Source organism: Bartonella sp. LJL80 (assembly GCF_054871565.1).
Map to the genome: position 1 here is coordinate 818,991 of NZ_JBTXLM010000001.1, position 16,472 is coordinate 835,462.

Consider the following 16,472-nt stretch of genomic DNA (forward strand, 5'->3'; position numbering starts at 1 on the left):
GAATTTATTTGCAAATTACAAGTCTTTCTATCATCGGCCAACCTTACAAATCCTTAAGGTAGCGCGAAGGCTTCTGACCTAAAACACGCCAGGTTCCGACCAATCCAAAGCCAACGCTGAGAACCAAAGCCACTATGATGACGCTGATGCCCGTTCCCACCAGAATGCCGGCATTGGACAGTTCCATTTTGAAACGCGCTATGGCCCAACCGGCAAAGCTACCGGCAATGAAGGCAAACACCGCCGTTGCCAATCCCAAAAGGGCGTATTCATAAATGAACGCCTTGACCAGTACCTTGCGGGTGGCACCCAATGTTTTCAATATGACAGCATCATGGGCCCGCGCACGGTTGCCGGCTGACAATGCACCTGCAAGAACCAGCACCGAAGCCAATAGCGCAATGGAAGCAGATGCGCGAATGGCGGTACCGATCTGTCCCACAAGCACTTGCGCATCGGCCAATACCTGACGCACCGGTACGGCAGTTACCGATGGGAAATCCTTGGAAATGGACCGCATCAAACCTGCTTCATCGAAATTCGCGCCTTTGGCGCTCTTGAATGTCGCAAGCCAGACATGAGGCGCCCCTTTCAACGCTTCGGGTGAAAAGATCATCACAAAATTCATATTGAACGAATCCCAGTCAACATCGCGGAAGCTGGTGATCGTGGCCGTAATGTCGTGACCAAGGACGTTCACCGTGATCGTATCACCGATTTTCAGTCCGAGCTCTCCTGCTTCCGGCTGCGAGATAGAAACTTCAGCCCCTGCTGTCGCCTCATTTTTCGGATCGCTCGGCCACCACTTCCCTTCTGACAGATATGTGCCTTCCGGCATGGTTGCTGCATAGGTGATGTTGCGGTCACCACGCAAAACCCAGGCACTATCGGGATGGACTTTTGCATCCTTTGCCGCCACATCGTTTAGCTTGGTAATGCGGGCGCGCAAGGTCGGCATGATTTTGAGCGTGCCTTGCGGGTCTTGCTTTTGTAAAAATGCGGTAAATGCGTCGGCATCATTGCGTGCAATATCCATGAAAAAGAAATCGGGAGCTTTTTCGGGAACGGAATTGGCCAACTGTTTGCGCAAATTGCCATCTATAGTGGCGAGGGCGACCAATAACGTTAGTCCAAGACCCAGCGCCAGTACAACAGAGGGAGTCAAAGCGCCCGGCCGATAGATATTTCCAATCGCAAGCCGAAGCGGCGTGGAGCGTACATGTACGCATTTGCGTGCAATCCATTGAATGACGATTGATACCAAGCGCAGGACAATGAATGCACCTGCTACAGCGACAAGAAAAATAACAGCCATACGGCGGTCATAGGCATTGTAGACAGCAAGGGCTGCGGTGATGGCCAGCAAGAAGGCCACCGCAAAGACTGCGCCTTTTTGCGCGCGCAGCCGGTTTGTTGTGCCAAAGGAACGCAACAAGGCCGTGACAGGAACCGAGCGTGCACGTGAAAGCGGTAAAATGGCGAAGGCTGCTGTTGTAAGCAAAGCAAAGACAATGGCAACCAATAAAGCGGATGGGTAGAGATGAGCGGTGCCGAGAAACGGCAGATAGTGACGCAGCAGTCCCGCTGTTGCAAAAGGAATGAACGCCGCAATGATCAAGCCGATGAACACACCGATCAAGGCAATCAGCATGATTTGCAGAAAATAGATTTCCATAACCATGCGACCGCTGGCGCCAAGAGATTTGAAGGTGGCGATAACAGCGCGCTTTTCATCCATATAAGCGCGCACTGCATTGGCAACACCTACGCCGCCGACGATAAGTGCAGTCAGACCGATAAGGGTCAGAAACTGCGAAAAGCGCTCGATATTTTTCGATAGAGCAGGCGCGGCGTTGCTGCGTGTGCGAACAGACCAGCCGGTTTCTTCGAAATCCTTTTCAGCTTTATTTTTAAGCTGTTCCAATTGCGCGTCGCTCGCGCCTTTGATGGCTATCTTGTAGATATAGGCATAGAGGCTTCCAGGTTGCAAAAGGCCGGATGCTTTGATCGCATCCAAGGACACAAATAACCGCGGCCCGAGCTGGAAACCCTCGGACAGAAGGTCGGGTTCTTCTGCCAGAGTTGCCGTTACAACAAGGTCGAGATTGCCGACTTTAATTTTATCACCGACGTGGATCTGCAGCCGGTCCAGCAGTATCTGCGGTGCAACAGCTCCATAGGTCGATCCTTGTTTTGCAAAAAGTTCGGTCGTATCTTTTTGCGGCGTCGTTTTCAAAGTTCCGTACAGCGGATAGAGCGTGTCTACGGCTTTGATCTCAACCATCGTTTGATCGCCGGAGTCAGCACGGCGCGCCATCGACCGCATCCATATGGACGTGGCGACATTGCCGGCTTCGGTGAGAAAAGCCTTTTCTTTTTCATTCGCCTCACGCTGGATAAGGCTGACGCGCATGTCGCCTGCCAGGATGGTTTGGCCTTGCCGGGTCATTTCCTCGTCAATGCTGCGTGAAACCCCGTTGACACCGCCAATGGCCGCTACTCCCAAAGCGATACAGGAGAGAAAAATATAAAATCCCTTCAAACCGCTGCGCATCTCGCGCAAGGCAAAACGCAGCGACAGGGAAAATTCGCGTATCAGCGTCATTCTCCCAGTTCTCCAGCCATTTCGATAACGCCATTTCGCACGTGGATCTGTCGGTCACACCGCGCAGCCAAGCCAAGGTCATGCGTCACCAATATTGTGGTGAGCCCACGGTCTTTGGCACGCTGAAAAATGAGATCAGCCGTGGCGGCACCGGTCACTGCGTCGAGATTGCCAGTTGGCTCGTCGGCCACAAGAATATGCGGATTTGGCGCTAGGGCGCGTGCGATGGCGACACGCTGTTGCTCGCCGCCCGATAAAGTACCGGGGTAATGGTTGAGACGGTGGCCAAGGCCGACCGTTTCCAGCTCGCGGCGGGCAACGTCAAAAGCATCGGCTCTGCCAGCAAGCTCCAAGGGTACAGCGGTATTTTCCAAGGCTGTCATATTGGGGATGAGGTGAAAGGACTGGAAAACGATGCCGATATTCTTCCCCCGAAACAGCGCGGCTGTGTCTTCATCCATCTGGTCAATCCGTTCACCTGCGATGGTAACTTCGCCCTGATCGACCTTTTCAAGCCCAGCAAGCACCATCAACAGCGTTGATTTGCCCGAACCAGAAGGCCCGACAATGCCTACAGTCTCACCACGGGCGATTTGCAGGGATAGGTCTTTCAAAACATGCACACGTGAAGCGCCATCACCTAAAGTGAGGTCAATATTTTTTAGTTCAACCAGCGGACTTGCCACAAATAACTCCTGATCTTATCTCTAAGGTTAGTTTTTAACGCTGACAGGTAAACAAATGTTGCGATCCTCACTATCGGCACTAATCGGGCTTTTTCTGGGCCTGTCGATGATTTCACCCATTTCGGCTCAAGAAACCGGATTGGAAGAGGCGGTGACACCGCCGCAACCGTTCCAGATTGTGGGCCTTGGCGACAGCCTCATGGCGGGCTATCGACTTGACAGCGATAAATCTTTTACGGCACAGCTTGAAAAAGCGCTGCACGACAAAGGCTATAATGTGACCGTCACCAATGCCGGTGTATCAGGGGATACATCGACGGGTGGGCGTGAACGCATTGACTGGTCGGTACCCGATGGCACAGGTCTGGTTATTCTGGAGCTTGGCGCCAATGATATGTTGCGCGGCATCACACCGGATCTCACGGAAGAAAATCTTGATTTCATGTTGGCGCGCCTGCAAGAGCGCCACATCCCGGTATTATTGGCCGGTATGTTGAGTGCTCCCAATCTTGGACAGGAAAATGCCGATCATTTCAACCCGATCTATCCGCGTCTGGCCGAAAAATACCACGTCGCATTTTATCCGTTTTTCCTCGATGGTGTAGCAGGAAATACCGCGCTTCAGCTCGATGACGGAATGCACCCCAACGATCAGGGTGTCGGCATCATGGTCGAAAAAATGCTTCCGTTGATAGAAAAGCAATTGGCCGCACTTGGTGTTGCCCATTAAGGCGCTGTCGGTTTTCAAACATCATTGACCTGACGCATGAAACGGTCATTTATCAGCCAAAACAGGAAATCTATGCCCATTATTAATTTGCATAAAGACCACCCGCTGGAAGACGGACGTCAGTCTGAAAAGGCATTGCTGGTGCGCCGCGGGGTGCAACGTTTATTCTTGCAGCTTGGCATTCCAGTTTTGAGCGAGTTGCCATTGGCTGATGGACGACGCGCCGATCTGATCGGCATAAACCGGAAAGGCGAAATCTTCATCGTTGAAATCAAGTCATCAATCGCCGATTTAAAGGCCGACCATAAATGGCAGGATTACCGAAACCACTGCGACAGGCTCTATTTTGCAAGCCATAGCGAAGTGCCGATGGAGCTTTTTCCCGACGATTGCGGATTTATTCTTGCGGATAGTTTTGGTGGACATATGGTACGGGAGGCACCGGAACACCGCATGTCTGCGCCCACCCGGAAAGCCTTGATGCTGCGCTATGCCCGCGTTGCGGCACGCCGCCTGACAAGGGCGGAGCTGGATGGCTTCGACCTGCCCGATGACAGCGAGGCAAAGGAGAGCTGAACGATCGCTTCAGCGCGGCGCGCGTTTTGCCAGAATGCGTTGCAGGGTGCGCCGATGCATGTTGAGACGACGGGCTGTTTCCGACACATTGCGGTCGCACATCTCATAAACGCGCTGGATATGTTCCCAACGCACACGGTCGGCAGACATCGGGTTTTCCGGCACCGGCACCTTATCATCAGCATGACGGGTCAATGCCGCAAATATATCGTCGGCATCAGCGGGTTTTGACAGATAGTCAATGGCACCAAGTTTGACGGCATTGACAGCGGAAGCGATGTTTCCATAGCCTGTCAACACGATCATATGCGTATCGTCACGGCGGTTACGGATTTCTTCAATCACATCAAGGCCGTTGCCGTCACCCAGCTTCAAGTCAACCACGGCATAAGCAGGCGGACTGAGTTTTACACTTGCTATGCCATCCTGCACAGATTCGGCCATTGTTACCTTGAAGCCGCGGGTTTCCATGGCTCGTGCCAAACGCTGGAGAAACGGCCTATCGTCATCTACCAGAAGCAGAGAGGCATCGGGGCCGATAGCTTCCTGATTCTGTTCGTCCTGCATCATGTGTCGTCTTTCTGTTACATTCAATGATTCACATGAAACCATCGGCGCGGACATTAGCCTTGACTGCGACATTTTGTCAAATTTCGCCGTGTTTTATGCGAGGTTCTTGCGGTTCCATGCAAGGTAGACTTCTGCGCCCAGTTCTTTTTTGGGGCTGTTGCGGAAACGCAATTGCGCGCCTGATCGTTCCAAAAGGGTTTTGGCAATAAATAATCCCAGCCCGAGCCCGCCCCCATGACTGCTGGCTTGACGGCTTGTTGTATAAGGCTCCCCGATACGATCAAGAACCGAAGCGTCATAGCCAAGCCCATCATCAATGATTGTCAGCCCGATGTAACGCTCATTCCATTTGTACTGGATTGTCACTTTGGAACGGGCAAAATCGACAGCATTTTCCAAGAGGTTGCCTAAGCCATACACAATGCCCGGATTGCGTTGGAAAACCGGCTCGTCACCGACGGTGTCGCCTTTTTCCGTTATGATATCAATGCCGAACTCGCGTAAGGGCGCACTGACTTCTTCAATCAACGTTGTCAAAGACATACGCGCCAAATGATCTTCACCCTCGGTCGCCAGACTGGTCAGGCGCTTAAGAATATTGCGACAGCGCTCCGTCTGGCTTTTTAACAGTTCCAGATCCTCGCTGACGGCCGGGTCATCTTTGAGGCCGTGATACATTTCTTTGACAACGAGCTGAATGGTGGCGAGTGGTGTACCCAGCTCATGGGCGGCAGCGGCTGCCAATCCATCCAGTGCGGAAAGGTGCTTTTCATGTTGCAGCACGAGCTCTGTGGCGCTCAATGCATCGGCAAGACGCCGTGTTTCTTCAGCAACGCGATAGGCATAGGCTGTCGTAAACATCAGCGAGGAAACGATAGCCGCCCATATGCCGTCGATCAGAAGTCGTGGGAGTTCGATGATTTGTCCCGGATACCAAGGCAAAGGTTCCGAATAGATTGAAAGTATGCTGGCTGAAATAATGACTAGGAAATTAAGCAGGATAATATGCAGCACTGGCAATGACGTTGCAGAGATAACGGCTGGCGCGATCAATAATACGGAAAACGGATTTTGCAGACCGCCGGTCAGGTAAAGAAGCGTTGCCAATTGCAATACGTCGAAACTTAGAATTGCGGTCGCGGCTTTTGACGATAAACGATGGTTGATGGAATAATGAAAGGTCAGAAAAATATTTAACCATGCGGACGCAGCAATCAACACGATGCAGGATGCAAGCGGAAAAGGAAAGCCAAGATAGAGTGCAACAAACATGACAGCTATGGTCTGGCATACGACCGCAAGCCACCTTATGCGCACAAGCGTTGTGGAGCGCAGACGACGGGAATAGGCGGAGGTACGTTGTGTAAATTCCTGATCCATCAGACAACCTTTTCATCGCCAATGTTTGGCTAGAGTGAACCCGTTTTTGATAGAGTCATTGATTCACTCTAAGCTTCTATCTTTAAGTATTTTCCGAACGAAAAAGTCATTCAACTTTTTGTGGAAATAGTCTAGAGCCTCCCTTAAGTCGTTCCAGCGACAAGTTCAACTGCCACGTGGTTTCGCCCGCCTTGTAGGGTCGGCAAGCAGCGGATTTTCCGGCCATGGATGTTTAGGGTAGCGCCCGCGCATATCGGCCCTTATATCAGCCCACGAACCGCTCCAGAAGCCTGGTAGATCACGGGTAATCTGGATTGGCCTGTGGGCGGGTGAAAGGAGCTCCAGCAACAAGGGTACTGTACCATCGGCAATTGCGGGATGTTCGCTAAGACCGAATAGTTCCTGCACGCGCACAGAAAGTATCGGCGCTTCCCCATCATAGCGTATGGCAATATTAGAGCCGGTAGGAACGACAAAATGGGTGGGGGCTTTTCGGTTGATGTCTCGTTGTTGTGCATAAGGCACAAGGGAGATCAAAGCCTGTTGCAGGGTATGGCTGTTGATCGAATCCAACCGCGCATCTCCTTTCAAAAACGGCAACAGCCAATTCTCCAGTTCGTTTAGAAGATTAGCATCGGACATATCCGGCCATGGCGTACCAAGGCCGCGATGCAACCATTGCAGCCGATGGCGCAGCGTCTGTGCTTCCTTGCTCCATGGCAGAAGCTCAATGCCATACTGTTTTATAGCGTCAATTATCGCAAGGTCAGCCCCGTCACCCTGCGGGGGAGGACGCGTTTTTTCGCTCAGCGTCAAGGCTCCGAGCGTTTGCAGTTCACGCGCACGCAGGCTGCGCGACGTAGGATCAAATTGCAGCGCCACCCGACACGCGATGTCATCTTTCAAAACGCTGCGGATTGTGTCCTCGTCAATGTCGGCGGCAGCCAGTATCCGCGCCTGTTCGGCACTGCCGGACATGTCTGCAACCACCAGATACCGGGATTTTGCCAAGGGCGACAAGTCGTCAACGACCACGCCGCGCCCGTTTGCGAGGACGAAACGGCCATGGGTGCCGCGCGTTTTGGCCACGCGATCAGGCCAAGCCGCCAATAGGAGCCGGGCTGCATCATGTGGCGATGCCCTTGCGGTTTCTCCGCCAAGGCGCCTGGCAAGGCCGCGGGCCTTTTGCCCGCGTTCGGATCGGTCTTTGCGAAAGTTTTCTATGCGCCGTTCAATGTCAATATCCGCGCCGCCCAAACCCCGTTCGGTTAGAATAACAGCAATCTCGGCGGCAAGAGCTGCTTCCCCGGTTTCCTCCGCTTTTATCAGCATGGCCGCCAAGCGTACTGGCAAGGCATTTTCCCGCATGGCCTTTCCGATCGCCGTTATACGCCCATCGCCATCCAATGCTCCCAGACGGATCAAAAGAGCGCGCGCCTCATTGAGTGCAGGCAAAGGCGGTGGATCAAGAAAGGTGAGATTATCCAAATTGCTAACGCCAAAAGCGGCACTATCCAGTACAAGGTTCGAAAGGTCAGCGGACAGAATTTCCGGTTGGGAGAATTGTGGCAATGCCGCTGTCTGACCTTCATGCCAAAGCCTCACCGCAATACCGGCTGTCGTGCGCCCGGCACGTCCTGCCCGTTGGTCTGTCGAGGCACGTGACGACCGGATGGTTGTCAAACGTGTGACACCGGTTGCTGGTTCAAAGACCGGCACCCGCGAAAGGCCGCTGTCAATGACGATACGTACACCATCTATCGTCAGCGAGCTTTCAGCAATCGACGTTGCCAGCACAATCTTGCGTTTTCCTGTCTCTGCCGGACGGATAGCAATATCCTGCGCATGGCCTTCCATCGCTCCAAATAGTGGCGCGAGAATAGTATTTTCCGGCAACCGGTTAGCAAGCAGTTCTACTGTGTGCTTGATTTCGTTTTGGCCGGGTAGAAACGCCAGAATGCTTCCATCTTCCCGTGCCAACCAACTCTTGATGGCACTGGCCATAGCCTCTTCCAACCTTTGGTCGGCTTTACGCGGCTCATAGACAATTTCCACCGGAAAGGCCCGCCCTTGGCTTTCAATAACCGGCGCGCCGTCAAGATGGGTGGCAATACGGGATCCATCCAGCGTAGCTGACATAATCAGCAAACGCAGATCCGGCCGCAGCCCCTGATGGACATCCAATGCCAAAGCGAGGCCAAAATCTGCATCAAGACTGCGTTCGTGAAATTCATCGAAAACCACGGCGTTAATGCCCGATAATTCGGGGTCGTCAAGGATCATGCGGGCAAATACGCCCTCTGTTACGACCAGAATGCGCGTCTTCGCTGAAATGCGCGATTCAAGCCGCATACGATAGCCGACTGTTTGCCCGACCTCTTCACCCAAGATGGATGCCATGCGTCTGGCGGCGGCGCGTGCGGCAAGCCTGCGTGGTTCCAGCAGAATGATCTTTCCGGCCCCCATCCATGTTGCATCCAACAGATATAACGGCACCAAGGTTGTTTTTCCTGCACCTGGCGGTGCGACCAACACAGCTTTGCCGCTGTTTTGCAGTGCGCGTTCGATGTCCGGCAAAACTTCGGTTACCGGTAATTTTGGAAGATTCAGACGCATGCTGCTTTGTAATGATCCGTAAAAGGGGTGGTACAGAGATAACGAGATAGGATAGACAAATGCCTGATATAGACAATAAATATTGTCGTTAGAAAAAAAATAAATGTTAAATTACCGTATTTGAAGGTGGCCGGATTTCGTAAATGGAACCAATAGTGTTTGTCAAAACGCCGCTTTTCATTTGCAAAAGGTTGAAATCAGGAGACAATAATGGAAATTATAAAAGCCGATGCCGAAACGACAGCACGCTATCTGCGTTTTGATCGATTGGTGGATGTGCTTGATCGCGGTTTTGCGGCAGGCTGTGTTGTTCCCGAGCGTCACCACCATGCAATGCCGAAAACAGATCAGGCCGATCCCACACTGTTATTGATGCCGGCTTGGAGCCATCCCGATGACGAAAAACAATATTTGGGTGTCAAGATTGTCAATGTCTATCCCGATAACCGCCTGAAGAACCTACCCGGCCTGACATCCACCTATATGCTCTATAATGGTGCCACAGGTGAAGAGCTGGCGATCCTTGATGGAAATACCATCACCGGGCGTCGCACCGCGGCAACATCGGCACTGGCCGCCCGCTATCTATCGCGGCCGCAATCGCGCAAACTTGCTGTGATCGGTTCGGGCCGTGTCGCAAGCCTGATGCCGGATGCTTATCTGGCCGTCCGGCCGATTGAAGAGTTTATTATCTGGAATGTTTCGCCCGCGGGCGCCCACGCCTTGGCTGATTCCCTAAGCTCACGCGGTTTGAATGCCCGCGTAGCCAACAGCGTTGAGGAGGCCGTTGCAGAGGCTGATATTGTTACCGCAGCTACATTGTCGACGCAGGAGTTGATCCGTCATGAATGGTTAAGGCGGGGCGCACATGTCGATTTGATCGGAGCATTCGCACCGCATATGCGCGAATCCGATGATGCTCTCATGAGACACGCGAAAATTTACGTCGATACCAATGAAGCGCTGGATGAGGCAGGTGACCTGACGCAGCCGATTGCTGCCGGTATCTTGGCTGAAAGCGATATAATGGGCAATCTTGCCGAGTTGACAAGCAAGCAAAAAACAGTTGAACGTGATGATGATGATATCACGGTTTTCAAAGCTGTCGGTTCTGGATTGGCAGATCTTTATGCCGCCAAACTGGTCTATGAAACAATCACGGCCTAAAGGTTGGACGTGAAAAGAAAGGAAAAGGGAATACTATGACAATAAAGCGTATTGGGGTTGGCGATCGTATGAGCGAAGCTGTTGTTTTCAACGGCATGGTGTTTTTGGCGGGGCAGGTTGGCAGCCCGGGAAAAACGACCAAAGAACAGACCGTTGAAGCATTGGCTGAAGTTGATCGTCTGTTGAAGGAAGCGGGTACGGACAAATCGCGTCTTTTGTCTGCTACTATTTGGCTTGCCGATATGGTCGATTTCGATGTGATGAACTCGGTATGGGAAGATTGGGTCGTTAAAGGTGCAACACCTACCCGTGCGACATGCCAGGCACAATTGGCATCACCGCAATACCGTGTAGAGATCATTGTGACAGCGGCACTTTAAGCATCAGTCATCGAAAATGAGAAAAAGTTGAAAGCCCGGTTCTACCGGGCTTTTTGTATAGCCCGTAGCTATACTAGCAATATCTAATAAATATTTTTCAAAGGCTAGTAGATAGAGGACTATGGCTGTCATAGGAAAAAATCTAAACGGGAACAGTCATGACCAGAGAAACACCCCATGGAGCCAATCATATAAAGTCGAATATGCAACGTTTATGGGACACGCTTATGCAGTCGGCTGAAATTGGTAAGACTGATAATGGTGGGCTACGGCGGCTGACACTATCTGATAGTGATGCAGATATGCGTCGGCTTTTTATTTGTTGGTGTAAAGACGCCGGTTGTGAAATCCGTATTGATGCCATGGGCAATATCTTTGCAGAACGGGCAGGAATTAATCCGCGAGCAAAGCCTGTATTGGTAGGTAGCCATTTGGATACGCAGTTTCATGGCGGCCGTTTTGACGGTATATTAGGCGTGCTGGCAGGCGTCGAACTTATACGCAGCCTCAACGACAATCGTGTTGAAACGCATCATCCAATTACGATCGTCAATTGGACAAATGAAGAAGGAGCTCGGTTTGAACCTCCGATGATAGGCTCTGCTGTTTTTACCGGTATGAAGCCACTGGAATTTGCCTATTCACGTTGTGACAAGGATGGAATAACGCTTGAAGCGGCTCTTGAAAAAATAGGTTTCAAGGGCAAAGATTGTTTAGGGCCAGACCAATTTGATAGTCTTTTCGAGCTGCATATCGAACAGGGGCCGAAGCTTGAGGACGCAGGCATACAGGTCGGCGTCGTAACAGGTGCATTTGCAGTACGTGGATTTGTCGTTCAGGTTTTTGGAGAAACGGGTCATGTTGCAGCGACCCCCATGCCGAAACGTAAAAATGCGATGATTGGTGCTGCCCGCGTGATGCTGGCTAATGATGAAATTGGCTGGCAATATCATCATGTCGGAGCAAAAACGACAACAATGCGGATTAAGGCTGAGCCCAATCTTTTGGGTGCCATACCCAATTTTGTCGAAATGACCTGCGATATGCGTCATCCAGACGATGCGGTGGTCATTGAAATGATGGAGAAGTTTCTCGCGCGGATTCCCGATATAGAGCAAAAAACGCAATGTCGTATTGTGGTGAAGGAAGGCTGGGCCTACGGTGGCATGCGCTATGATCCTGATTGTGTCGACATGGTACGTCGTGCTGCTATCAATCAGGGATATAGCCAGATGGATATACTCACAGAAGCCGGACATGACGCGATGCATGTGGCAGATTATCTGCCCACAGCCATGATTTTTACCCTCTGTGAAGGCGGACTATCGCATAATGAGGCAGAAAATGTAACGCTCCAAGACATAGAGCCAGGGGTTAATACACTCATACAGGCGGTGCTTGAACGGGCCAATCGACGATCATAGCGATGTAGGTGCTATCGGTTTGCCAAGGTCGAACAGCGCCATCTGATAGATGTCGAGGAAAGCGCGTTCGGCAGGCGTCGGTTTCATGTCGGGATTGCGAACGAAATAGACGTCGGCACCCAGCGTATCTTGAAACGTGGATAATAACCATAAACGGCCGCTTTTTACATCGTCCGCAACGACATCTTTGGGGAGAAGACCAATGCCTATACCTGCTGCAATCATTCGGTGGACTTCTTCCAGATTGCGGCTGCTGCCAACCGTCCACGCACCTAGCCCCACGCCATCGCGTAAGGCGATCATCGGTTCAAACGCTTGTCCCTGTTCGGCACAGGCAAATGAGATGAAAGCTTCCTTACGCAGCTCTTCCATGGCAACATTTTTTTGGCCGTACAAAATATGCCCAGAACCGCAATAAATCCCGAACTCTTCACGGTAGAGATAGTGGCAAGCAAGCGACGCGACAGGTTTCTGAAGCAGGCAAAACCCGAAGGGAAACTGTTTTTGTGCGATGCCGCGGATGATATCCTGACTGCTCGATACTGCAATTTCGATTGCTACGGACGGATAAGTGCTGCGCATCTGACGCATGGCGTGTTCGAGTGCAGGTACGGGGATGTGGGTGACCAGCTGGATGTGCACCATACCGGTCAACCCATCTTCCACAGCGATAAGCTCCTGACCTATGCGTTCGACGCGACGGGTAATTTCCAGACATTCCTGACGCAGGATTTCACCATGGCTTGTCAGTACAAACCGACGGCTATCGCGTTGGATCAACTGGCACCCCAGTGTTTCTTCGAGTTTTTGCAAGGCAGTGGTCACGGTGGGCTGGCGCACAAGAAGGCGGTCGGCAGCGCGGGTGATGCTACCTTCTTCAACAATAACCAAAAATGTGCGCAACAGATTCCAATTGAGGTTTTTTATCCGTGGATAGGTGGGCGTCATAAGCGGCGACCTTTCTTCTTAAAAATGCCAGTTTAAAAGTATGTCAAAGTTTTGACAAACCGACGGACGGGTAAGTCGGCTCAGAAAAATAGAAAGGTATCAGATGAAACGCGAAATCATAGACGTTCCGGTTATATCCAAAGCAATTCGCAATCTTGGCGCGCCAACCTCTGCTATTGTTCGTTGTGATGGAATGGTCTTTACTTGTGGTATGCCGCCTATCGACCCCGTTAACGGACAAATCGTTGCTGGTACGATGCGTGAGCAGACAACGGCATGTATGGATGCACTGAAAGTCGCCCTTGAATATGCGGGCTCGTCTATCGATGATATCGTCAAAGCTGTTGTCTATGTCTCTGATCCTGATGGCATGGGCGATGTTAATGCGGTGTATCAAAGCTACTTTACAAAAGGCTATCCGGCGCGAACATCTGCTACAATCCATCCTTGGAAACTGCCTTTCAATATTGAGATTGAATGTGTAGCAATCGTTAGCATCTGATTCATGATAAGATAGCCAATAACCGGCGCTGATGGCGCCGGTTATATTTACGAAGGTTGATAGGGCTTTATGCCGACGGCTCTTCGGCAATCATACTTCTTCCGCGCTTGACTGTTTCAGCCAACACGATAAGCGCAATAGCGGATAATAGCGCCGAGCCGATCATATACCACGCAACGGAAGACCCTTGTCCGGTTTTCGCAAGAAGCCACGTTGTCACTGTCGGGGTTGCCGCACTTCCTAAAAGTCCACATAGCATATAGGCAATTGAAAGGTCTGAATAGCGTACTTTGGTTCCGAAAAGCTCTGCAAGCCAAGTGGCAATCGGGCCATAATTTGCAGCGAATGCGGTCATCATCAGAAGGTATCCCAGCAACGCACCTATGAAGGTTTTGGTATCCATTAGCCAGAACATTGGAAAAGCCACCAATGCTTCTCCCAATATGCCGCCGAGAATGACAGGTTTGCGACCGATTTTGTCTGAAAGCCAACCGAAAAACGGTAATAAAAAGACGCATACCGCACACGCAATCAGCACGATCATAAGCATTTCGTTGCGTGTGATTTCCAAGGTTTGTGTGCCGTAGCTAAGGCCAAAAGCGACGATAAGATTAAAAGACGAGCCGGTCGACATAGCAGCAACTGCTGCAAGCAGTACAGTTTTCCATGAACGTCGAAGCAACTCGAAAAATGGAATTTTCGCCGTTTCCTGTGTTTCTTTGACTTTTTCAAAAGATGGCGTTTCCGTTGTGTTCAGTCGGATATATCCGCCAATGCCTACCAAAATAATACTTGCCAAAAACGGGACACGCCAACCCCACGAAATGAGCGCATCTTCGGGCATTGACGCGGCTATGATGAGAAAAACCAAATTTGCAATCAGTGTCCCCGCTGGAACGCCTATTTGTACCCAGGAACCATAGAGGCCTTTTTTATTCGCAGGTGCGTGTTCCACAGCCATAAGAACCGCGCCGCCCCATTCGCCACCCAGTGCCAACCCTTGGACAATTCGGAGTGCAAGGAGCAGGATAGGTGCAAGTATTCCGATCGCGTGATAATCGGGCAGAAGGCCGATAGCAAATGTCGCAACCCCCATCATTATCAATGATATGAGCAGCATTGACTTGCGTCCGAGGCGATCGCCGAAATGGCCAAATATAATGGCGCCGAATATTCGTGCGAGGTAGGCGGCAGCGAAAGTGCCAAAAGCCAGAAGTGTCCCTACCAACGGGTCAAAACTGGGAAAGAAAACTTTGTTGAACACCAAGGCAGAAGCCGTGGCAAAGACAAAAAGATCATACCATTCGACTGTCGTTCCGATGACGCTCGCAATAGCGATCTTGCGCATATCAGGCTTTGGAGATGGATCGTGTGATGCTGAAAAAGTAGACGATGTTCCCATTTTTTATTCCTTCCAAGATCGGCGAATATGTGCCGATAGGCTGAGCAGATAAGTGCCGCGGGCGTTTCCCAGTCAGGAGATTGATCGATGTTTATGGAAGTTAGGTCCCATTTCGATTCTTTTGACAGGCCATCTGTTTTTCTTGCGGCCTTTTTCCCCTTTTTATCCAATCCAACATGCCGAATAAAAGGGTGTTTTGACAAATAGATAATTCTTATGTCTGCCATAGACGCCTTCAAAAGATATGCCGGTTATTCATTGTCGCTTTTGGGCTCATTGGTATGCTCAAGAGCAAAGTTCATTGACGTACGTGGCTGAAATACCGATACTGCGCAGAGAACAATCATATGGGAGAGCCAAAAATGAAATCTCGTGCCGCGGTCGCTTGGGAAGCCAATAAGCCTTTAACGATCGAAACCATTGATATCGGCGGCCCGAAGGCGGGTGAAGTCCTGGTGGAGATTATGGCCACCGGCATATGTCATACCGATGCCTACACTTTGTCCGGTCTTGATTCTGAAGGACGTTTTCCCGCTATTCTCGGTCACGAAGGTGCAGGGATCGTGCGCGAGATAGGCGCAGGGGTGACATCGGTAAAGCCGGGCGATCATGTGATCCCGCTTTACACACCGGAATGTCGCGGCTGTAAAACCTGCCTGTCGCAACGTTCAAACCTCTGCACGGCTATCCGTTCGACACAGGGGCAGGGTCTGATGCCGGATCACACAAGCCGCTTTTCCTGTGACGGCGGCGAGGTTTTTCATTATATGGGATGTTCGACCTTTTCGAACTTTACTGTGTTGCCTGAAATCTCCGTTGCCAAAGTGCGTGAAGATGCTCCGTTTGATAAAATCTGCTATATTGGTTGCGGGGTGACCACAGGGATCGGTGCGGTGGTTTACACAGCCAAGGTTTGGGCCGGTGCCAATGTCGTGGTTTTTGGTCTTGGCGGTATCGGTCTCAACGTTATCCAAGGTGCGCGGATGGTAGGTGCCGATAAAATCATTGGTGTTGACCTCAATCCTTCCAAAGTGGAAATGGCTCAGAAATTCGGCATGACGCATTTTGTCAATCCAGATGAAGTCGGGCGCGATAAGGTGGTGGAGGCCATTGTTGATCTCACGGGCGGTGGGGCCGATTTCTCCTTTGAATGTATCGGCAATGTCCACACCATGCGCCAGGCTTTGGAATGTTGCCATCGCGGCTGGGGTGAATCGATCATCATCGGCGTGGCACCGTCTGGTACGGAAATCTCGACGCGTCCATTCCAATTGGTCACTGGACGCGTGTGGAAGGGCTCGGCATTTGGTGGTGCGCGTGGCCGAACCGATGTACCAAAAATTGTCGATTGGTATATGGAAGGCAAGATCGATATTGACAGCCTGATAACACACACCATGCCGTTAGATGAAATCAACACGGCTTTCGATTTGATGCATGAAGGCAAGTCCATTCGCTCTGTCGTACTTTATTGATGGAGAAATAG

Annotated in this window: 14 protein-coding genes; 7 read left to right on the forward strand and 7 right to left on the reverse strand. The window is 51.3% G+C overall.

Going from position 1 to position 16,472, the window contains the following annotated elements; all coding sequences use genetic code 11:
- Window positions 1–43: 43 nt before the first annotated feature.
- Both ACYSNS_RS03730 and ACYSNS_RS03735 read right to left on the reverse strand, forming a co-directional pair.
- Entirely contained in the window at window positions 44–2,605 is a 2,562-nt protein-coding gene (locus ACYSNS_RS03730) for an ABC transporter permease (protein WP_461721768.1), read from the reverse strand.
- Window positions 2,602–3,291 (reverse strand): ABC transporter ATP-binding protein, encoded by a 690-nt coding sequence (locus tag ACYSNS_RS03735; protein WP_461721769.1) that lies wholly within the window; start codon window positions 3,289–3,291, stop codon window positions 2,602–2,604. The genes ACYSNS_RS03730 and ACYSNS_RS03735 overlap by 4 nt, the downstream gene beginning before the upstream one ends.
- Before the next feature lie 55 nt (window positions 3,292–3,346).
- Here ACYSNS_RS03735 and ACYSNS_RS03740 point away from each other — a divergent pair, with 55 nt between their 5' ends.
- The gene (locus tag ACYSNS_RS03740; RefSeq protein WP_461721770.1) at window positions 3,347–4,021 is read left to right on the forward strand and encodes an arylesterase; all 675 of its coding nucleotides are present in this window, start codon (window positions 3,347–3,349) and stop codon (window positions 4,019–4,021) included.
- A 72-nt stretch (window positions 4,022–4,093) separates the two neighbouring features.
- Window positions 4,094–4,597 carry an MmcB family DNA repair protein gene (locus ACYSNS_RS03745; protein WP_461721771.1) on the forward strand — a complete coding sequence of 168 codons (504 nt, stop codon included), beginning with the start codon at window positions 4,094–4,096 and terminating at the stop codon, window positions 4,595–4,597.
- Between the two features lie 9 nt (window positions 4,598–4,606).
- Here the strand turns inward: ACYSNS_RS03745 and ACYSNS_RS03750 are convergent, their stop codons facing one another.
- From ACYSNS_RS03750 to hrpB, 3 genes are all read right to left on the reverse strand, one after another.
- A complete protein-coding gene (locus ACYSNS_RS03750) occupies window positions 4,607–5,167 on the reverse strand; it encodes an ActR/PrrA/RegA family redox response regulator transcription factor (RefSeq protein WP_461721772.1) in 561 nt (186 codons plus the stop codon).
- A 93-nt stretch (window positions 5,168–5,260) separates the two neighbouring features.
- Window positions 5,261–6,547: an ActS/PrrB/RegB family redox-sensitive histidine kinase gene (locus ACYSNS_RS03755; RefSeq protein ID WP_461721773.1), complete on the reverse strand. Its 1,287-nt coding sequence runs from the start codon at window positions 6,545–6,547 to the stop codon at window positions 5,261–5,263.
- A gap of 165 nt (window positions 6,548–6,712) precedes the next feature.
- A complete protein-coding gene (hrpB, locus tag ACYSNS_RS03760; protein WP_461721774.1) occupies window positions 6,713–9,163 on the reverse strand; it encodes an ATP-dependent helicase HrpB in 2,451 nt (816 codons plus the stop codon).
- A gap of 210 nt (window positions 9,164–9,373) precedes the next feature.
- On the opposite strand from hrpB, the gene lhpI reads away from it, so the two are divergent.
- From lhpI to ACYSNS_RS03775, 3 genes are all read left to right on the forward strand, one after another.
- On the forward strand, window positions 9,374–10,330 hold the full coding sequence (lhpI, locus tag ACYSNS_RS03765; protein WP_461721775.1) for a bifunctional Delta(1)-pyrroline-2-carboxylate/Delta(1)-piperideine-2-carboxylate reductase: 957 nt from the start codon (window positions 9,374–9,376) through the stop codon (window positions 10,328–10,330).
- A gap of 35 nt (window positions 10,331–10,365) precedes the next feature.
- The gene (locus ACYSNS_RS03770; protein ID WP_461721776.1) at window positions 10,366–10,710 is read left to right on the forward strand and encodes a RidA family protein; all 345 of its coding nucleotides are present in this window, start codon (window positions 10,366–10,368) and stop codon (window positions 10,708–10,710) included.
- 158 nt (window positions 10,711–10,868) lie between these two features.
- Entirely contained in the window at window positions 10,869–12,134 is a 1,266-nt protein-coding gene (locus ACYSNS_RS03775) for a Zn-dependent hydrolase (RefSeq protein ID WP_461721777.1), read from the forward strand.
- On the opposite strand, the gene ACYSNS_RS03780 is transcribed toward ACYSNS_RS03775, so the two are convergent.
- On the reverse strand, window positions 12,129–13,082 hold the full coding sequence (locus ACYSNS_RS03780; protein WP_461721778.1) for a LysR family transcriptional regulator: 954 nt from the start codon (window positions 13,080–13,082) through the stop codon (window positions 12,129–12,131). The genes ACYSNS_RS03775 and ACYSNS_RS03780 overlap by 6 nt on opposite strands.
- A 103-nt stretch (window positions 13,083–13,185) precedes the next feature.
- Between ACYSNS_RS03780 and ACYSNS_RS03785 the strand changes: the two genes are divergently transcribed.
- Window positions 13,186–13,584 carry a RidA family protein gene (locus ACYSNS_RS03785; protein ID WP_461721779.1) on the forward strand — a complete coding sequence of 133 codons (399 nt, stop codon included), beginning with the start codon at window positions 13,186–13,188 and terminating at the stop codon, window positions 13,582–13,584.
- A 67-nt stretch (window positions 13,585–13,651) separates the two neighbouring features.
- Here ACYSNS_RS03785 and ACYSNS_RS03790 read toward each other — a convergent pair whose 3' ends face one another.
- A complete protein-coding gene (locus ACYSNS_RS03790; protein ID WP_461721780.1) occupies window positions 13,652–14,986 on the reverse strand; it encodes an MFS transporter in 1,335 nt (444 codons plus the stop codon).
- 362 nt (window positions 14,987–15,348) lie between these two features.
- Between ACYSNS_RS03790 and ACYSNS_RS03795 the strand changes: the two genes are divergently transcribed.
- Complete coding sequence (locus ACYSNS_RS03795; protein ID WP_461721781.1) at window positions 15,349–16,461, forward strand: S-(hydroxymethyl)glutathione dehydrogenase/class III alcohol dehydrogenase; 1,113 nt, start codon at window positions 15,349–15,351, stop codon at window positions 16,459–16,461.
- Window positions 16,462–16,472: the final 11 nt, after the last annotated feature.